Origin of the sequence: Cribrihabitans marinus (assembly GCF_900109035.1) — a bacterium.
Lineage (GTDB): Bacteria > Pseudomonadota > Alphaproteobacteria > Rhodobacterales > Rhodobacteraceae > Cribrihabitans > Cribrihabitans marinus.
The window spans coordinates 373888-389343 of the sequence record NZ_FNYD01000004.1; the positions used below are offsets into that span (position 1 = coordinate 373888).

The following is a 15456-nucleotide window of genomic DNA, read 5'->3' on the forward strand; positions in this document are numbered from 1 at the left end:
GCCCTCCTCCCGGCTGCAGTCACGCGGCAATCCGGCTGTGTTTCCTCAACAACTCCTGCGCCAAGGCACGATACGCTGCCGCCCCCGTCGAATCGCTGTCATAGCTCAATACCGGAACCGCATAGGACGGCGCCTCGCTGACCCTCACATTGCGCGGAATCTTGGTCCGGAACACCAGGTCCCCCAGATTGTCACGCGCGTCCTTCTCGACCTGTTGGGACAAGTTGTTGCGTTTGTCATACATGGTCAACACAATACCTTCGATCCGCAAATCGGAATTTGCGGTTTCCCGCACTTCGCGCACCGTCAGCATCAGCTGCGACAGCCCCTCCAACGCAAAGAACTCGGTCTGCAGCGGCACCAGCACCGAATGGGCCGCCACCATCGCGTTCACCGTCAACAGGTTCAGCGATGGCGGACAGTCGATCAGGATGTAATCCCAGCCAAAGGCATCCATCGCGGTCTGTCTCAGCGCGTCATGCAGCAGGAAACTCCGCTTTTCGTTGGCCATCAGCTCGATATCCGCCGAACTCAGGTCCACTGTGGCCGGTACGATCGACAGCCCGGCGAACCCGGTCTCCTGGATCACGGACTCGAGCGGCGCTTCGTCGACCAGCAGCTCGTAGGTCGATCCGCTGCGGTCATCCACGCCCAGGCCGGTCGAGGCATTGCCCTGGGGATCCAGGTCGACCACGAGAACGCGCGACCCGTTTTCCACCAAGGCGGCTGCCAGGTTGATTGCCGTTGTGGTCTTTCCGACACCGCCCTTCTGGTTTGCAACCGCGATAATCCGAGGACCTTCAGGACGGGACAGATCAGACACGCGCGACTCCATGAATCTTCAGAATTACGGCATTCGGTTCAGTCAAACTAGTAAGCGCTTCGGCGGTGAAATTCCATCTCTTCCTCGCCTCCGCCACCTCATTTTTCCAGTTGACGCCTTTGGGAAACAACGCAACGCCGGTGGGCGAAAGGTGCCGGTCGCAATAGGCCAGGAGGCCGTCGAGATCCGCCAGCGCGCGCGCGGTCAAAACCCCTGCCCCAACGGGTGCGACTGCTTCAATCCGCTTGCTGATGACCCGCGCGGGTGCCCCCAGTTCTCGAATGATCGTGCGCAGGAAAACCGACTTGCGCTGATCACTTTCGATCAGGGTAAACTGCGTGCCGGCATCGTGCTGCATGGCCATGATCGCGCAAACCAGCCCGGGAAAACCACCACCGCTTCCCAAGTCCAACCAGCTTTCGGTCTTGGGCGCGAGGCGATAGAGCTGGAGCGAATCCAGCATGTGACGGGTCCAGAAGTCATCCATGCTGGATCGGGAGACCAGATTGATCTTGGGATTCCATTGCTTCAGGAGCGCCTCGTAGTGCGCCAGTCGTTCCAGTGTTTCACGTGAAACATCCAACCCCGACAGGAGCCCATCCACATCAGTCGTCATGCCCGGCGAACCCGATCCTGACGGCGCAGATGCGCCAGAATCAAAGCCAACGCGGCCGGCGTCATCCCCTCGATCCGACCCGCCTGTGCCAGGCTTCCAGGCTTGGCGGCATGGAGCTTCTGCTTCAGCTCGTTTGACAGACCGTTCAACGCTTCGTAGTCGAAACCACTTGGAATCAAGCGGTTTTCATCGCGCTGGAGAGCCTCGACGTCCTTCTCTTGTCGCTGGATATAGTTGGCATAAAGCGCATCCCGCTCCACCTGTCGGCGAATTTCCGGATCGACCGATGCAAGCTCCGGCATCAAGGGCAGAATGTCCTCAAATCCGATATCCGGAAAGGCCAAGACTGCCATGCCCGTTCGGCGGTTGCCATCCTGATTGGCGGCAATCCCGGCCGCCGACAGATCGCGCGGCGTGAAAGTCAAACTGGTCATCTGCTCCTTCACGGCGCTCAGCTTCTCCATCTTTTTCTGGAACTGCGCCTTGCGGGACTCGCCAACGCAACCCAGATCGAGCCCGACCGGAGTCAATCTCTGGTCGGCATTGTCCGCCCGCAGCGAAAGGCGGAACTCTGCGCGTGAAGTGAACATGCGGTAGGGTTCAGCCACGCCACGCGAGGTCAGGTCGTCCACCATCACCCCGATATAGCTGTCGATTCGGGTAAAGTGGACGGGATCTCGGCCCAGCGCCTCAAGCGCCGCGTTCAACCCGGCGACAAGGCCTTGCGCGGCGGCCTCCTCATATCCGGTTGTGCCGTTGATCTGCCCGGCCAGAAAGAACCCGGGCACCGCGTCCAGCGAAAGCCGACGACTCAGAACCCTCGGATCGACATAGTCGTATTCGATGGCATATCCGGGCTGCAGGATTTCGGCGCGCTCCAACCCTTTGATCGAGCGCACATACGCTTGTTGCACCGCTTCCGGCAGCGAGGTGGAAATGCCGTTGGGATAGACCACATGGTCGTCGACCCCCTCGGGCTCGAGAAACACTTGGTGAGAGGTCTTGTCGGCGAAACGGATCACCTTGTCTTCGATCGACGGGCAGTACCGGGGGCCGACACCGTCGATCTGACCACCATACATCGCTGATTTGGCCAGGTTCTCCTGAATGATCGCATGGGTCTCGGCATTTGTATGGGTGATGCCGCAGGCGATCTGCGGGGCTGTTGCCTCTTTCGATAGGAAGGAAAACAGCGTCGGCTCCGCATCACCGTCCTGACGTTCAAGCACCGACCAACTGATCGTCCGCCCGTCCAGCCGTGGCGGGGTTCCGGTCTTCAATCGCCCCATCGGCAAGTCGAAGGAGTCGAGACGCTCTGCCAACCTCACAGACGGTCGGTCGCCCATCCGACCACCCGGTCGCGAGACGTCACCTATGTGAATGACCCCGCGCAAAAAAGTTCCCGATGTGAGAACCACGGTCTTCCCAAGAACTTCTGCGCCATCTGCCAGAACGACGCCGGAAACGCGGTCACCGTTCATCCGCAAATCGACGACCTCGCCTTCTACAATTGTCAAGTTCGGAACGGCCAGCGTTTCGGCCAGCATGGCAGCGCGATAGAGCTTCCGGTCGGCCTGTGCACGCGGGCCTTGCACGGCCGGGCCCTTGCGCCGATTCAACAAGCGGAACTGGATGCCGGCCTTGTCGGCCACCCGGCCCATAACGCCGTCCATCGCATCGATTTCGCGTACCAGATGCCCCTTGCCCAACCCGCCGATGGCCGGATTGCAGGACATCACACCGATATCGCTCTGTTTCAGAGTGACCAGCGCGGTTCGCGCCCCAAGTCGCGCGGCCGCATGGGCAGCCTCTGTTCCGGCATGACCGGCGCCAATAACGATGACATCGAAGCTCGGATGTTTCACGTGAAACACTCCTTCATTTTCCCAGGCAGAAACTCGAGAAGATCTCGTCGAGCAGGCTTTCGACATCGACCCGCCCGACAAGGAACTCCAGTTTCCGGATCGCGCTGCGCAGTTCTTCCGCTGCAATATCATAGCGCTCGGGCCCAGACTCAAGCACCTCTTGTGCAGCGATCAGGTAGTCGCGTGCATCCGACATGGCAAGACGATGCCGTTCCCGTGTGGCCAGCGCGGCGCCACTGCTGCGGTCCGACAGGATTCGAGCGATATCATCCACCAGCCGATCCATTCCCTGCCCGGTCAAGCCCGATACCCCGTCCGAGGCCCCACCCGCCAGATCCGCTTTGGGTCGCACATGAATGTCGCCTTCGGTCATCGCAACATCAAGCCCGTCCAGCGTATCGGAAAGAAACACGCGCAGATCCGCCCGCGCCGCCCGCTCCTTTGCCCGGGCGATCCCCAGGCCTTCGACGTAATCGCCAGTATCCCGCAGTCCAGCTGTGTCCAGCAGGGTGACCGGAAGCCCCCCAAGTTCCATCTTCACCTCGACGATATCCCGGGTTGTTCCGGCATATTCCGAGGTGATCGCGGCGTCCCGACCTGACAATGCGTTCAAAAGGGTGGATTTCCCGGCATTCGGAGGCCCGACGATTGCCACCTCGAACCCTGTTCGGATCCTCTCTGCAATCCTGGATCCGGCGACTTCGCGGTCCAAGTCGCCGAGAACGCCCTGCAGCAGTTCCCGTACCTCGGGCGTCACATCCGTCGGCACCTCTTCATCGGCAAAGTCGATCACCGCCTCGAGAAGCGAGGCTGCGCGAATCAGGTCTCGGCGCCATCGGTCGGCCAGATGCCCCAGCTTGCCGGACAAAACCGCCTGGGCTTGTTTTCGTTGCGCCTCGGTTTCGGAATCGATCAGATCCGCCAGGCCTTCAACCTGGGTCAGATTCATCTTGCCGTTTTCAAGAGCACGCCGCGTGAATTCTCCGGGATCGGCCATCCGTAGGGCGTCATGATCGGACAGAATACGCAGAACCTGCGCCACGACGGCCGTGCTGCCATGCAAATGCAACTCGGCAACGTCTTCACCGGTAAAACTGGCCGGTGCGGTAAAGGTCAGGATCAGCGCATCATCTAAGCGGTTGCCATCCGGATCCCGCAGTGTCCGAAGCGTCATCCCCCGTTCCGGCGGCTGGACCCCGGACAGGTCTTCGACAACCCGACGCGCTTGCGGCCCCGAGATACGGATGACCGCAATACCGGCTTTCCCCTGCGCCGTGGCCAGGGCGAAGATCGTATCCATTCCTCCGGCCTCGCTGCTGATCGGGTTCGGGTCAGGTGTTCATCGAATCGAAGAACTCGGAATTGGTCTTGGTCTGTTTCAGCTTCGACAGCAGGAACTCGATGGCATCCGTGGTGCCCATCGGGTTCAGGATGCGCCGCAACACGAAGGTCTTGGCCAGGTCGCCCTTTTCCACCAACAGATCCTCTTTCCGCGTGCCGGACTTGAGGATGTCGATGGCCGGGAACACCCGCTTGTCGGCGATCTTGCGGTCCAGCACGATCTCGGAGTTGCCGGTGCCCTTGAACTCTTCGAAGATCACTTCGTCCATGCGGCTGCCGGTGTCGATCAGCGCGGTGGCGATGATGGTCAGTGAGCCGCCCTCCTCGATATTCCGGGCGGCACCGAAGAACCGCTTGGGGCGCTGCAAGGCATTGGCATCCACACCGCCTGTCAGAACCTTGCCCGAGCTGGGCACCACAGTATTGAACGCCCTACCAAGTCTTGTGATCGAGTCGAGAAGAATAACAACATCTCGTTTATGTTCGACCAGACGCTTGGCCTTTTCGATGACCATCTCCGACACCGCCACGTGGCGCGCAGCCGGTTCGTCAAAGGTCGAGGACACCACCTCGCCCTTCACCGAGCGCTGCATGTCGGTCACCTCCTCGGGCCGTTCGTCGATCAGCAGGACGATCAGATAACACTCGGGGTGGTTCTTTTCGATCGAGTTGGCGATGTTCTGCAGGATCACCGTCTTACCGGTCCGCGGCGGTGCCACGATCAGCGACCGCTGCCCCTTGCCGATCGGCGCGACCAGGTCGATCACGCGGGCCGACTTGTCCTTGATCGTCGGATCCTCGACCTCCATGTTCAGCCGCTCGTCGGGATAGAGCGGGGTCAGGTTGTCGAAGGCGATCTTGTGCCGCGCGCGCTCGGGATCCTCGAAATTGATCTTGGTGACGTTGGTCAGCGCGAAATAGCGCTCGTTGTCCATCGGCGCCTTGATCTGCCCCTCGACAGTGTCGCCGGTGCGCAGGCTGTACTGCCGGATCATGTCGGGCGAGACATAGATGTCGTCGGGACCGGGCAGATAGTTGGCCTCGGGCGAGCGCAGGAAGCCGAACCCGTCCTGCAACACCTCGAGAACGCCGTCCCCGCCGATCTGCCAGCCCTCGTCGGCCCGTTCGCGCAGGATCTGGAACATCATCTCGCCCTTGCGCATGGTCGAGGCGTTCTCGATCTCCAGGTCCTCGGCCATCGCCAGGAGGTCCTTGGGGCTCTTGGCCTTGAGATCGGACAGGTTCAGGAATTCGTCGGTCATGGGAATACGCCTTGTGCCGCCAGGAGGCGCGGCATGGATGAGGATGAGACTGGAAGACACGATGCCCGGACGGGCCGTTCCGCGCTACATAGGCGAGCTGTGGCCGCGAGTCAATTCACGCTCAGAACTTCAGGATCACCGACAGCACGATGATCACCATCAGAACCGTGGGCACCTCGTTCATCATCCGGTACTGGCGGCCGGTCAGGGCGTTCTCTCCGGCCGCGAAGGCCTTGTACCGCAGGGCCAGCCAGTGATGGAACCAGGTCATCGCGATCACCGAGACGCCCTTGGTCCATGGCCATACCCACGACCAGTCGACGATGCCGGGCGTCAGCACCAGGATCAGGCCGCAGACCCAGCTGACGATCATCGCCGGGCGCATGATGACGCGCAGCAGCTTCTCTTCCATCACTTCGAAGATCGCCCCGGCCCCATCGACCGTTCCGGCCTGTTCAACGTGATAGACGAACAGCCTGGGCAGATAGAACAGGCCCGCCATCCAGGAAATCACTGCCATGATGTGCAGCGCCTTGATCCAGGGATAGAGCGTGAACAGGATATCCGTCATTCCGGGCCTCGAGGATGGATCGCTTCTCCCTAATTAAAAAGAAAGAAAAGAGAAAGGATGATGGTTTTGTTGGGCCAAGAAGATCCGTGGATTAAGGATCCTTCCCGGCAGTTTTCCCCAAGAGACGAGCGCGCAGGCCGGGTTTTCCAGTTCTTGGGATATCATTTTAAAACCTTTTATTTTCAATATATTAGTGGTCTCGAACCGGACCTATCCTGTGGGTGGCACGGATGGTCTTCATGGACATGCCGGGACTACACACGGTCCGAGTTATGCTTCTCCCCTTGGGAGTGAATGGATACGACTCGGCCGTCTTTCGCGCCTTTCCTCACGGGTTGCGCGTCAAGCCGAAAAGGATGCAAAACCACCAAGACGCAATCCGGTCCCTGCACACAAGGTTCTCCACATGAGTATCCCCCTCGTCCTGGCATCGGGCTCTGCCATCCGCGCGCAGCTGCTGAAAAACGCCTGCGTTCCCTTCACCGTCGAGGTGCCGCGCATCGACGAGGCGGCGATCAAGGCATCGCTGCTGGTCGAGGGCGCCAGCCCGCGTGACATCGCCGACGCCCTGGCCGAGGGCAAGGCGCGCAAGATCGCGGCCAGGCGACCCGATGCGGTGGTGCTGGGCTGCGACCAGGTTCTCGATTTCCAGGGCGAGATCCTTTCCAAACCTTTGTCCCCCGACGCCGCGCTGGAACAGCTCAAGACGATGCGCGGGCAGAGGCACATGTTGCTGTCGGCGGCGGTTCTGTATGAGAATGGCGAACCGGTCTGGCGGCATGTGGGCCAGGTCCGCCTGCGGATGCGCGCGGCGAGCGATGCCTATCTGTCGGATTACGTCACCCGCAATTGGGACAGCATCCGCCACGCCGTCGGCGCCTACAAGCTCGAGGAGGAAGGTGTGCGGCTCTTCACCACCATTGACGGGGACTATTTTAATGTTTTGGGTATGCCCTTGTTGGAACTGCTGAACCATCTGACCTTGCGCGGGATGATTGACCAATGACCGAGACACGGATTCCCCTTGCCGGCGTGATCGGCCATCCCGTTGCCCATTCCCGGTCGCCTCGGTTGCATGGGCACTGGCTGAAGGACCTTGCGATCCGTGGCCATTACATCCCGATGGATGTCGAGGCCGGGAACCTGGAACAGGTCTTGCGCACCCTGCCCAAGGCGGGATTCCGTGGCGTGAACATCACCGTGCCGCACAAGGAGGCGGTGATGGCGATCACGGATCAGATCACCGACCGCGCAACCCTGATCGGTGCAGCCAACACCCTCACCTTCAAGGAGGACGGCTCGATCCTGGCCGACAATACCGACGGGTTCGGCTTCATCGAGAACCTGAGCCGAAATGCGCCCGACTGGGATCCGGCCGCGGGTCCGGCGGTGGTTCTGGGCGCGGGCGGCGCGGCCCGGGCGGTCATCAGCACGCTGGCCGAGGCGGGCGTGCCCGAAATCATCTTGACCAACCGCACCCGGGCCCGCGCCGAACAGCTGAAACTGGACTTTGGTCAGCGCGTCACGGTGGCCGACTGGGTGCAGGCCGGCAATGTGATCGAGGACGCGGCGCTGGTGGTGAACACCACGTCCTTGGGTATGGCGGGCAAACCCGAGCTGCGCGTGCCGCTTGACGGGCTGCGCCCCGAAATGGTGGTGACCGATCTGGTTTATACCCCGCTGCAGACCCGGCTGCTGCGCGAGGCCGAGGAAGCCGGATGTACCACCGTGGACGGGCTGGGCATGCTGCTCTACCAGGCGGTTCCGGGGTTCGAACGCTGGTTCGGCCTGCGGCCCGAGGTGGACGACGCGGCGCGCGAAGCCGTCCTGGCATGAGTTTCGACCTCGGCCTGACCGGCTCGATCGGCATGGGCAAGAGCACCACCGCCCGCATGTTCGCCGATGAGGGCTGCGACCTCTGGGATGCCGATGCCGCCGTGCATCGCCTCTACGCCCCCGGCGGGGCCGCCGTCGCCCCATTGGCGCAGGAATTCCCAGATGCGATCCGGGACGGTTGTGTCGACCGCGCTGCGCTGCGGGACGCCATTGCCAAAGATCCCGACAACCTGGCCCGGATCGAGGCAATCGTGCATCCCCTCGTGGCGCAGGACCGGGCGGAGTTCCGGACCCGGGCGCGCGCCGAGATCCGCGTTTATGACATCCCTCTTCTGTTCGAAACCGGTGGCGAGGCCGAGATGGATGCCGTCGCCTGCGTCTGGGTTGCACCCGAGATCCAGCGCGCCCGCGTCCTGGCGCGCGGCACCATGTCGGCAGAGCAATTCGAACGCATCCTGTCCAAGCAGATGCCCAGCGACGAGAAACGCGCGCGCGCGGATTTTCAGATCGAGACCGATACGCTGGACCATGCGCGGCAACAGGTTCAGGATGTGATCAGGCAGATAAAGACGAGGCAGGCCCATGCGTGAAGTGGTGCTCGACACGGAAACCACCGGATTCGACCCCGAGGGCGGCGACCGCATCGTGGAAATCGGCGCGCTCGAGCTGTTCAATCACCTGCCGACCGGGCGCACGTTTCACGAATACATCAACCCCCAGCGCAGCATGCCGCAGGACGCGTTCGACGTGCACGGCATCGGCCCCGATCTGCTGGAGCCGCCTCAGAACCCGAAACCGGGCGCGATCACGCTCAAGGACAAGCCGGTCTTCGCCAAGGTGGGCCAGGCGTTTCTGGAGTTCGTAGGGGATGCGCGGCTGGTGATCCACAACGCCGCCTTCGACATGAAATTTCTCAATGCCGAACTGGGCTGGATGGGCCTCCGGCAACTGCCGATGGAGCAGGCGCTGGACACTTTGGCCATCGCGCGCAAGCGGTTTCCCGGCTCGCCCGCCTCGCTGGACGCGCTGTGCCGACGATTCGCCATCGACAATGCGGCGCGTACGCTGCACGGCGCCTTGCTCGATTCCGAGATCCTCGCCGAGGTCTACCTGGAACTGATCGGCGGGCGGCAGCCGGATTTCGCCCTTTCGGCCGGCGCCGCGTCCTCCGGTACCGAGGGCCTGGACGATTGGCGCCCCCAGCCGCGCCCCAGCCCGCTGCCGCCGCGCGTCACCGAGGCGGAACGCGCGGCCCATGCCGAGTTTCTGGAGAAGCTGGGCCCGCACGCCCTGTGGACCCGCGGCTGATCCCGCGCTGGCTCAGGCGTCGGCCTTCTGCTGTGCCTTCATCTGCTCAAGCTGGTTGCGGTAGAGCGTGACGAAATCGATATTGTCGAGGTTCAGCGGCGGATACCCCCCGTCGCGGGTCACGTCATGCACGATCCGGCGCAGGAACGGAAAGATGATCCGCGGGCATTCGATCATCAGGAACGGATGCAGCTGTTCCTGCGGGACGCCTTGGATCTGGAACACGCCGGCATAGTCGATCTCCATGAGGAAAAGGACCTTGTCGCCGCCCTTTACCTTGGATTCGACGTTCAGCTTGATGGCGACCTCATACTGGTTCTCGGCCGACCGCTTCTTGGCGTCCAGGTTGACCTTGACGTTGATGTCGGGCTGACCGTCGGCGCCTGTGCCGCTCTGGGCCATGACGTTTTCAAAGCTGAGGTCGCGGATATACTGGCCCAGCGTGCGCATCTGCACCTGGGGCTGTTGCTGCGCATTTTGCGAATTGGCTTCCGCCGCGCCGGCTTCATCGGCCATGAGACTACTCCTGAATTCTCAAATCCGGCTTTGCTTAGCAGCTTGCCGGGGGCATCTCAATGGCGGTCGGGCCCCTCGACCCAGCCCGAGGGCGGCGCGTTCCGGTTGCGCGGCGGGCGTACCTCTTCGTAATCGCCGTCGATCACGTCGTCGCGGGGATGCGGGTGCCTATGCGGGCCGGGTTCCGGCCCCATGGAGAACCGCGCCACGGTCACCTTGGAGCGCACATAGCGGAACACCGCCACGCGCACCCCCGGCACCAGCAGCGCAAAGCCCACTGCGTCGGTGAAAAAGCCTGGTGTCAGCAGCAGCGCGCCCGAGAACAGGATCATCGCGCCATGGGCCAGCGGCTCGGTCGGATCGTCGAGATCGGAAAAGGCACGCTGCACCTGTCCCAGCGCCAACCGGCCCTGCGACCGCACCAGCCAGGTACCCAGAACGGCGGTCAGGATCACGATCCCGAGGGTCGGCCACAAACCGATCAGGCCGCCGATCTGGATGAACAGGGCGATCTCGATCAGGGGCACCAGCAGAAAAGCGAGGAACAAGTACATTTTTCAGCATCCTTTCCTGGGGGCTCGGCGGTGGACTTGCCCCCCTTGGTCACCTACATAATGATCAACACTTGGCTTAAAAAGCCTCAGCCCCTGTGACGAGGACCAAATGAACTCTCCGCTCATACAGCTTCTGGTGTTGGCCGGTATCGCCGTATTCCTGATCCTGCGCCTGAAAAGCGTGCTGGGCACGCGGGACGGTTTCGAAAAACCGCCTGTTCCGCATCAGAAATCCGAACCCAACCGCCCCGATTTCGAAGTGATCGAGGGCGGCCCTGACCGCGACATCACCGACTATGTCCCCGAGGACAGCGAACAGGCGCAAGCGCTTGCGGCGATGAAGCGAGTCGAGCCGTCCTTTTCGGTCGCGCAATTCGTCCAGGGCGCGCGCGGCGCCTATGAAATGATCGTGATGGGGTTCGAACGCGGCAACCTCAGGGAACTTGAGCCGTTTCTTGCCGAAGACGTCTTCGAGACCTTCGTTTCGGTCGTCTCGGCCCGCGAGGATCAGGGCCTGACCATCGAGGGCGAGTTCGTGGGTGTCCGCGAAACCGCGCTGGTCGATGCCCGGTTCGACAAGGATTCCAACCGGGCCGAGATCACCATGCGGTTTGTCGGTGAACTGACCTCGGTGGTCCGCGACCGCGGCGGCGATATCGTCGAGGGCAGCCCGAACACGATCAAGAAGCAGAAGGACACGTGGACCTTCGCGCGCGAAATGGGCGCGGACGATCCGAACTGGCTGCTGGTCGCAACCGACGCATGATCCCGGCGCTGCGCTCGGTTCTGTTGGCAGGTGCCGTCATGACACTGACCCATGGGGCCAATGCGCAGGCCAGCCACACGATCCTCGACTTCAACCGGCTGGACAGCTGGGCACAGGACGATCATGCCGAGGCGCTGGAGGTCTTCGTCAAGACCTGCCCCGACCTGGACGATCCCGACTGGCGGTCCCTCTGCGCGCTCGCGCAGCAGCAATCCCCCGAGTCCGCCCGGGCGTTTTTCGAACTGTTCTTCCGCCCGGTCCTGATCGAGGACGGCGATCCCGCGCTCTTCACAGGCTATTTCGAGCCCGAGCTTGACGGCGCGCGCCAGCGCACCGAGCGCTTCCGCTATCCGATCCACCGGATGCCGCCCGAGGCCCGTGCGTCTAACCCCTGGCTGCCACGGCGCGAGATCCTGACCAGCGGGGTGATGGAGGGGCGCGGCCTGGAAATCGCCTGGGTCGACGATCCGGTCGAGCTGTTCTTCCTGCAGATCCAGGGCTCGGGGCGCATCCGCCTTCCCGACGGGCGCAGGATCAGGGTCGGCTATGGCGGGGCCAACGGCCATCCCTATCGCTCCATCGGGGTCGAATTGGTGCGGCGCGGTATCTTCGAGGCGCACCAGGTCAGCGCCGAGGTGATCCGCAACTGGGTGCGCCGCAACCCCGAGGCGGGGCCCGAACTGCTGTTTCACAATACCTCCTACGTGTTCTTCCGGGAATTGCCTGGGCTTACCGCCGATGAAGGGCCGCGCGGGGCGATGAACCGGTCGGTCACGACCCTGCGCAGCGTCGCGGTCGACCCGGCCTTCACCCCGCTCGGAGCGCCGGTCTGGGTCGAGAAGGACGGGCGTGACCCGATGCGCCGCCTGATGATCGCGCAGGATACCGGCTCGGCCATCAAGGGAGCGCAGCGGGCGGATATCTTCTTTGGCACCGGCGATGCCGCCGGACAGGCGGCCGGGCAGTTGCGCGATCCCGGCCGCATGGTTGTCCTGCTGCCGATCCAGCGCGCCTATGCCCTGTTGCCGGACGGGTTCTGATGACCCGGCGCCGGCCGACACCCGACGAGATGGCGCTTTGGAAATCCGCCGTGCGCCATGCCGAGCGCCTGCACCCCCGCAAGGCCGAGGCCGGCCCGCCCCAACCTGCGCCAAAACCGAAACCCGCCAAAACGCCCCTGCCCCGGATCGAGCCGTTCCAGCCCGGTCAGTTGACCCCGACACGCCCGGCCCGGCATGTGCTGGCGCCGCCGGTCACGGAACGTCTGGCCCAGACCCCGGTGCGTATGGATCGCAAGGCCCATACCCGGCTCAAGCGCGGCAAGCTGAAACCCGAGGCGCGGCTGGATCTGCATGGCATGCGGCTCGAGGCGGCGCATGGTGCGCTGATCCGCTTCATCCTGTCGTCGCAGGCGGCCGGCAAACGGCTGGTTCTGGTCATCACCGGCAAGGGCAAGGACCGTGACGAGCCCGGCCCGATCCCCACCCCGCGCGGCGTGCTGCGCAACCAGGTGCCGCATTGGCTGGACCTGCCGCCGCTGGCGCAGGCGGTGCTGCAGATCGCGCCGGCGCATATCAGCCACGGTGGCGACGGCGCCTATTACGTCTATCTCCGGCGCCGGCGCTAGGCGGCCCGGCGCGCAACGCTCAGGCCCATGACGATGAACAGGCTGGCCAGAAGGAAATAGCCGGCGATTGCGATGAATTGCGTTTCCATTCCCATCCCGGCATCGATCAGAACCCCGGTCAGCCCCGGCCCGATGGCCGAGCCCAGCACCATAACCGCCGCGGCCAGCGCCTTGATGGACCCGATATGGGCAGTGCCGTAGAACTCGGCCCAAAAGGCGCTGGGCAGTGTCGTATTGGCCCCTGTGGTCAGGGCCATCAGCGCCAGGCCCAGCATCGCGCCGCTCGGATGCACGGCGGCCGAGAAGGCCAGGAACCCGGCGGCAATCGGCAGCAGGTAGAACGGGATCAGACGCGCGGTGCCCCAGCGGTCCAGCGCCCAGCCGGTTGCGAACATCGCCAGCATGGACAGCCCGGTATAGGCCGGAAACAGCGCCACCAGCTCGACATGGGCCCAGCCCTTGATCTCGGCCAGATGGACCTGGTGGAAGAAGAACGCCGTATTGAACGCCGCCGGTCCCAGCATCGCGGGCACCATGCACCAGAACAGCGGATGGCGCAGCGCCTGTGCGCGGGTCCAGTGGCGGTCCCGCATGCCGGTTGAACTGTCGCTTTCGGCCATGCTCTGCGGTGTCCGCTCGTGGCGCAGCAGGCGCATCAGAACCGGCAATCCCAGAAGCGCCACACCCGCCGCGATCACCCAGAGCCAGCGCCAGTCGATCACCGCCTTTGCGGCGACAAAGCCCAGCGGCAGAAGCGCCTCGCCCGCTGCAAAGCCCAGCGTGGCGATGGACAGCGCCCGGCCGCGCGTGCCGGCGAACCAACGGGTCATGGCGACCATCGCGATATGACTGCTCATGCCCTGCCCGAAGAACCGCAGCAGCAGGATCACCAGCGGCAGCATCGCGGCCCAGGGCGCAATCGCCATCGACAGGCAGGCCATCGCCAGCCCGACCAGGACGACCGGCCCCAGTGCACGCACCCTGAACCGGTCGGTCAGGCCGCCGGCCCAGACCATGATCAGGGCCGAGACCGAGGTGCCCAGCGTGTAGATCCCGCCCCACTGCCCGTGGCTGAGCCCGAATTCCGCGCGGATCTCGCCGGCGAAGATCGAGATGAAAAAGGTCTGGCCGAAACTGCTCAGAAACGTGAGCAGGATCCCGGCGCTCAGCCACGGGGCGTTCTCGGCCAGATAGGCACCGAGCCCACCGGACCTCATCGCCGCTCGCCCCGCGGGGCCTGCGGGCGGCCCGACAGCCGGAACTCGCGGGCCGGCCCGCTTGATTGCAGCGCGGGTGGCGCCAGGCTTTCCAGCAGCACGGGGTCGGGCGTGAAGGTGCGGGTCATCACCCCTGCCGAGCGCAGGATCGTCAGCAGGCTGGGCGATGTGGCCACCACGAAATGCGAGGATGCCGCGTCCTCGGAAAAGGCGGTGGTGTCGATCACGTCGATCGGCAGATCGGCAACCGCGTCAACCGAGTCGATATTTCCCAGCCGGACACTCTCGGCCCGGCCGCGCAACCGCGCGGACAGGTCAAGCACCCGGTCCTTCTCGGACACGATCACGGCAAAGGGCTGGGGCACCGGCGACAGCTGGGTCATCTGCGACCGGAACACGTCGAGATCGAGGTCGGGCGAAATCAGGATCACGGATTCCAGGTTGCGATCAGCCCAGCCCGGATCGCGCATGTCGGCCTGCCGCAGCGTTTCCATCGCCAGCGCCGCGCCCATGGAATGCGCCACCAGGATCACCCGCTGCGCACCGGCCTGCCGCAGCATGCGGATCGTGCGTTCCAGCCCGTCACGCGCAAAGAGCATGCTGTCGAGGTCATAGGCATAGGCGAAGGGTTGCGCCCGGCTGGGCCAGGAATAGACCATCAGCGAGCCGGGCAGACCGATGTCATCGGCAACCTGGGTGGCGCGGAACACGGTTTCGGTCTGCGCCGCGTTATAGCCATGCACGAACAGCACCACCTCGCGGGCGGGCCATCCGGCCCGGCGCTGCTCCTGCGCCAGCCTCTGCCGCAACGCATCGACGGAAGGGATCGGCGCCCGGCGCGCAAGGGTGAATTGCCGCCTGGGGTCCGGGCGGCCATAGGACATCGCCAGTTCCCCCGGCTGGTGCCCCGGCGGGATCGACACGGTGACATCCAGCAGGTCCAGATCCTCGGATCGGGCGAACCGGTAGCTTCCATCCGCCTCTTGTTCGCGGGTCGTGGCGACCAGGACGGGATAGGCGCGGCCGACCTCCAGCGCCGCGGGCACCACCGGCGACGCGAACCGGTCGACGCAACCCGCGATCAGAAACGGGACCAGCAGTATGAGGACAACCCGCATCCCGACCGCTCCGTCAGGTGACCGCACCGGGCCGGC

General features: G+C 63.8%; 17 protein-coding genes. 7 read left to right on the plus strand and 10 right to left on the minus strand.

Annotated features, from left to right (window positions below; genetic code table 11):
* Positions 1 to 19 precede the first annotated feature (19 nt).
* From BMX57_RS08945 to BMX57_RS08970, 6 genes are all read right to left on the minus strand, one after another.
* Positions 20 to 823 carry a ParA family protein gene (locus tag BMX57_RS08945; protein WP_092365568.1) on the minus strand — a complete coding sequence of 268 codons (804 nt, stop codon included), beginning with the start codon at positions 821 to 823 and terminating at the stop codon, positions 20 to 22.
* Entirely contained in the window at positions 816 to 1439 is a 624-nt protein-coding gene (gene rsmG / locus BMX57_RS08950; protein ID WP_092365330.1) for a 16S rRNA (guanine(527)-N(7))-methyltransferase RsmG, read from the minus strand. The genes BMX57_RS08945 and rsmG overlap by 8 nt, the downstream gene beginning before the upstream one ends.
* On the minus strand, positions 1436 to 3304 hold the full coding sequence (mnmG, locus tag BMX57_RS08955; RefSeq protein ID WP_092365332.1) for a tRNA uridine-5-carboxymethylaminomethyl(34) synthesis enzyme MnmG: 1869 nt from the start codon (positions 3302 to 3304) through the stop codon (positions 1436 to 1438). The genes rsmG and mnmG overlap by 4 nt, the downstream gene beginning before the upstream one ends.
* A gap of 13 nt (positions 3305 to 3317) precedes the next feature.
* Complete coding sequence (gene mnmE, locus BMX57_RS08960) at positions 3318 to 4604, minus strand: tRNA uridine-5-carboxymethylaminomethyl(34) synthesis GTPase MnmE (protein WP_092365335.1); 1287 nt, start codon at positions 4602 to 4604, stop codon at positions 3318 to 3320.
* Between the two features lie 31 nt (positions 4605 to 4635).
* A complete protein-coding gene (rho, locus tag BMX57_RS08965; RefSeq protein ID WP_092365338.1) occupies positions 4636 to 5907 on the minus strand; it encodes a transcription termination factor Rho in 1272 nt (423 codons plus the stop codon).
* A 121-nt stretch (positions 5908 to 6028) separates the two neighbouring features.
* A complete protein-coding gene (locus BMX57_RS08970; RefSeq protein ID WP_092365341.1) occupies positions 6029 to 6478 on the minus strand; it encodes a CopD family protein in 450 nt (149 codons plus the stop codon).
* A 406-nt stretch (positions 6479 to 6884) separates the two neighbouring features.
* On the opposite strand from BMX57_RS08970, the gene BMX57_RS08980 reads away from it, so the two are divergent.
* Genes BMX57_RS08980 through dnaQ form a run of 4 tightly spaced genes read left to right on the plus strand, consistent with a single transcriptional unit; the run spans position 6885 to position 9622 of the window.
* The gene (locus BMX57_RS08980; protein ID WP_092365347.1) at positions 6885 to 7484 is read left to right on the plus strand and encodes a Maf family protein; all 600 of its coding nucleotides are present in this window, start codon (positions 6885 to 6887) and stop codon (positions 7482 to 7484) included.
* Entirely contained in the window at positions 7481 to 8314 is an 834-nt protein-coding gene (locus BMX57_RS08985; protein WP_092365350.1) for a shikimate dehydrogenase, read from the plus strand. The genes BMX57_RS08980 and BMX57_RS08985 overlap by 4 nt, the downstream gene beginning before the upstream one ends.
* Entirely contained in the window at positions 8311 to 8904 is a 594-nt protein-coding gene (coaE, locus tag BMX57_RS08990; protein WP_092365352.1) for a dephospho-CoA kinase, read from the plus strand. Before BMX57_RS08985 ends, coaE begins: the two co-directional genes overlap by 4 nt.
* Entirely contained in the window at positions 8897 to 9622 is a 726-nt protein-coding gene (dnaQ, locus tag BMX57_RS08995; RefSeq protein ID WP_092365354.1) for a DNA polymerase III subunit epsilon, read from the plus strand. The genes coaE and dnaQ overlap by 8 nt, the downstream gene beginning before the upstream one ends.
* 12 nt (positions 9623 to 9634) lie before the next feature.
* Here dnaQ and secB read toward each other — a convergent pair whose 3' ends face one another.
* Together secB and BMX57_RS09005 are read right to left on the minus strand one after the other, a co-directional pair.
* Entirely contained in the window at positions 9635 to 10138 is a 504-nt protein-coding gene (gene secB / locus BMX57_RS09000; protein ID WP_092365356.1) for a protein-export chaperone SecB, read from the minus strand.
* Positions 10139 to 10194: 56 nt separating this feature from the next.
* Positions 10195 to 10692 (minus strand): FxsA family protein, encoded by a 498-nt coding sequence (locus BMX57_RS09005; protein ID WP_092365358.1) that lies wholly within the window; start codon positions 10690 to 10692, stop codon positions 10195 to 10197.
* 109 nt (positions 10693 to 10801) lie between these two features.
* Here BMX57_RS09005 and BMX57_RS09010 point away from each other — a divergent pair, with 109 nt between their 5' ends.
* From BMX57_RS09010 to BMX57_RS09020, 3 genes are read left to right on the plus strand one after another with little or no spacing between them, the layout of a single operon-like run.
* The gene (locus tag BMX57_RS09010) at positions 10802 to 11458 is read left to right on the plus strand and encodes a Tim44/TimA family putative adaptor protein (protein WP_092365361.1); all 657 of its coding nucleotides are present in this window, start codon (positions 10802 to 10804) and stop codon (positions 11456 to 11458) included.
* Positions 11455 to 12498 (plus strand): murein transglycosylase A, encoded by a 1044-nt coding sequence (gene mltA / locus BMX57_RS09015; protein ID WP_092365364.1) that lies wholly within the window; start codon positions 11455 to 11457, stop codon positions 12496 to 12498. The genes BMX57_RS09010 and mltA overlap by 4 nt, the downstream gene beginning before the upstream one ends.
* Positions 12498 to 13085, plus strand: coding sequence for a Smr/MutS family protein (locus tag BMX57_RS09020; protein WP_092365367.1), 588 nt, complete (start codon positions 12498 to 12500; stop codon positions 13083 to 13085). Before mltA ends, BMX57_RS09020 begins: the two co-directional genes overlap by 1 nt.
* Here the strand turns inward: BMX57_RS09020 and BMX57_RS09025 are convergent.
* On the minus strand, positions 13082 to 14302 hold the full coding sequence (locus BMX57_RS09025; protein WP_092365370.1) for an MFS transporter: 1221 nt from the start codon (positions 14300 to 14302) through the stop codon (positions 13082 to 13084). The genes BMX57_RS09020 and BMX57_RS09025 overlap by 4 nt on opposite strands.
* On the minus strand, positions 14299 to 15420 hold the full coding sequence (locus BMX57_RS09030) for an alpha/beta hydrolase (protein WP_092365372.1): 1122 nt from the start codon (positions 15418 to 15420) through the stop codon (positions 14299 to 14301). Before BMX57_RS09030 ends, BMX57_RS09025 begins: the two co-directional genes overlap by 4 nt.
* Between the last annotated feature and the right edge of the window lie 36 nt (positions 15421 to 15456).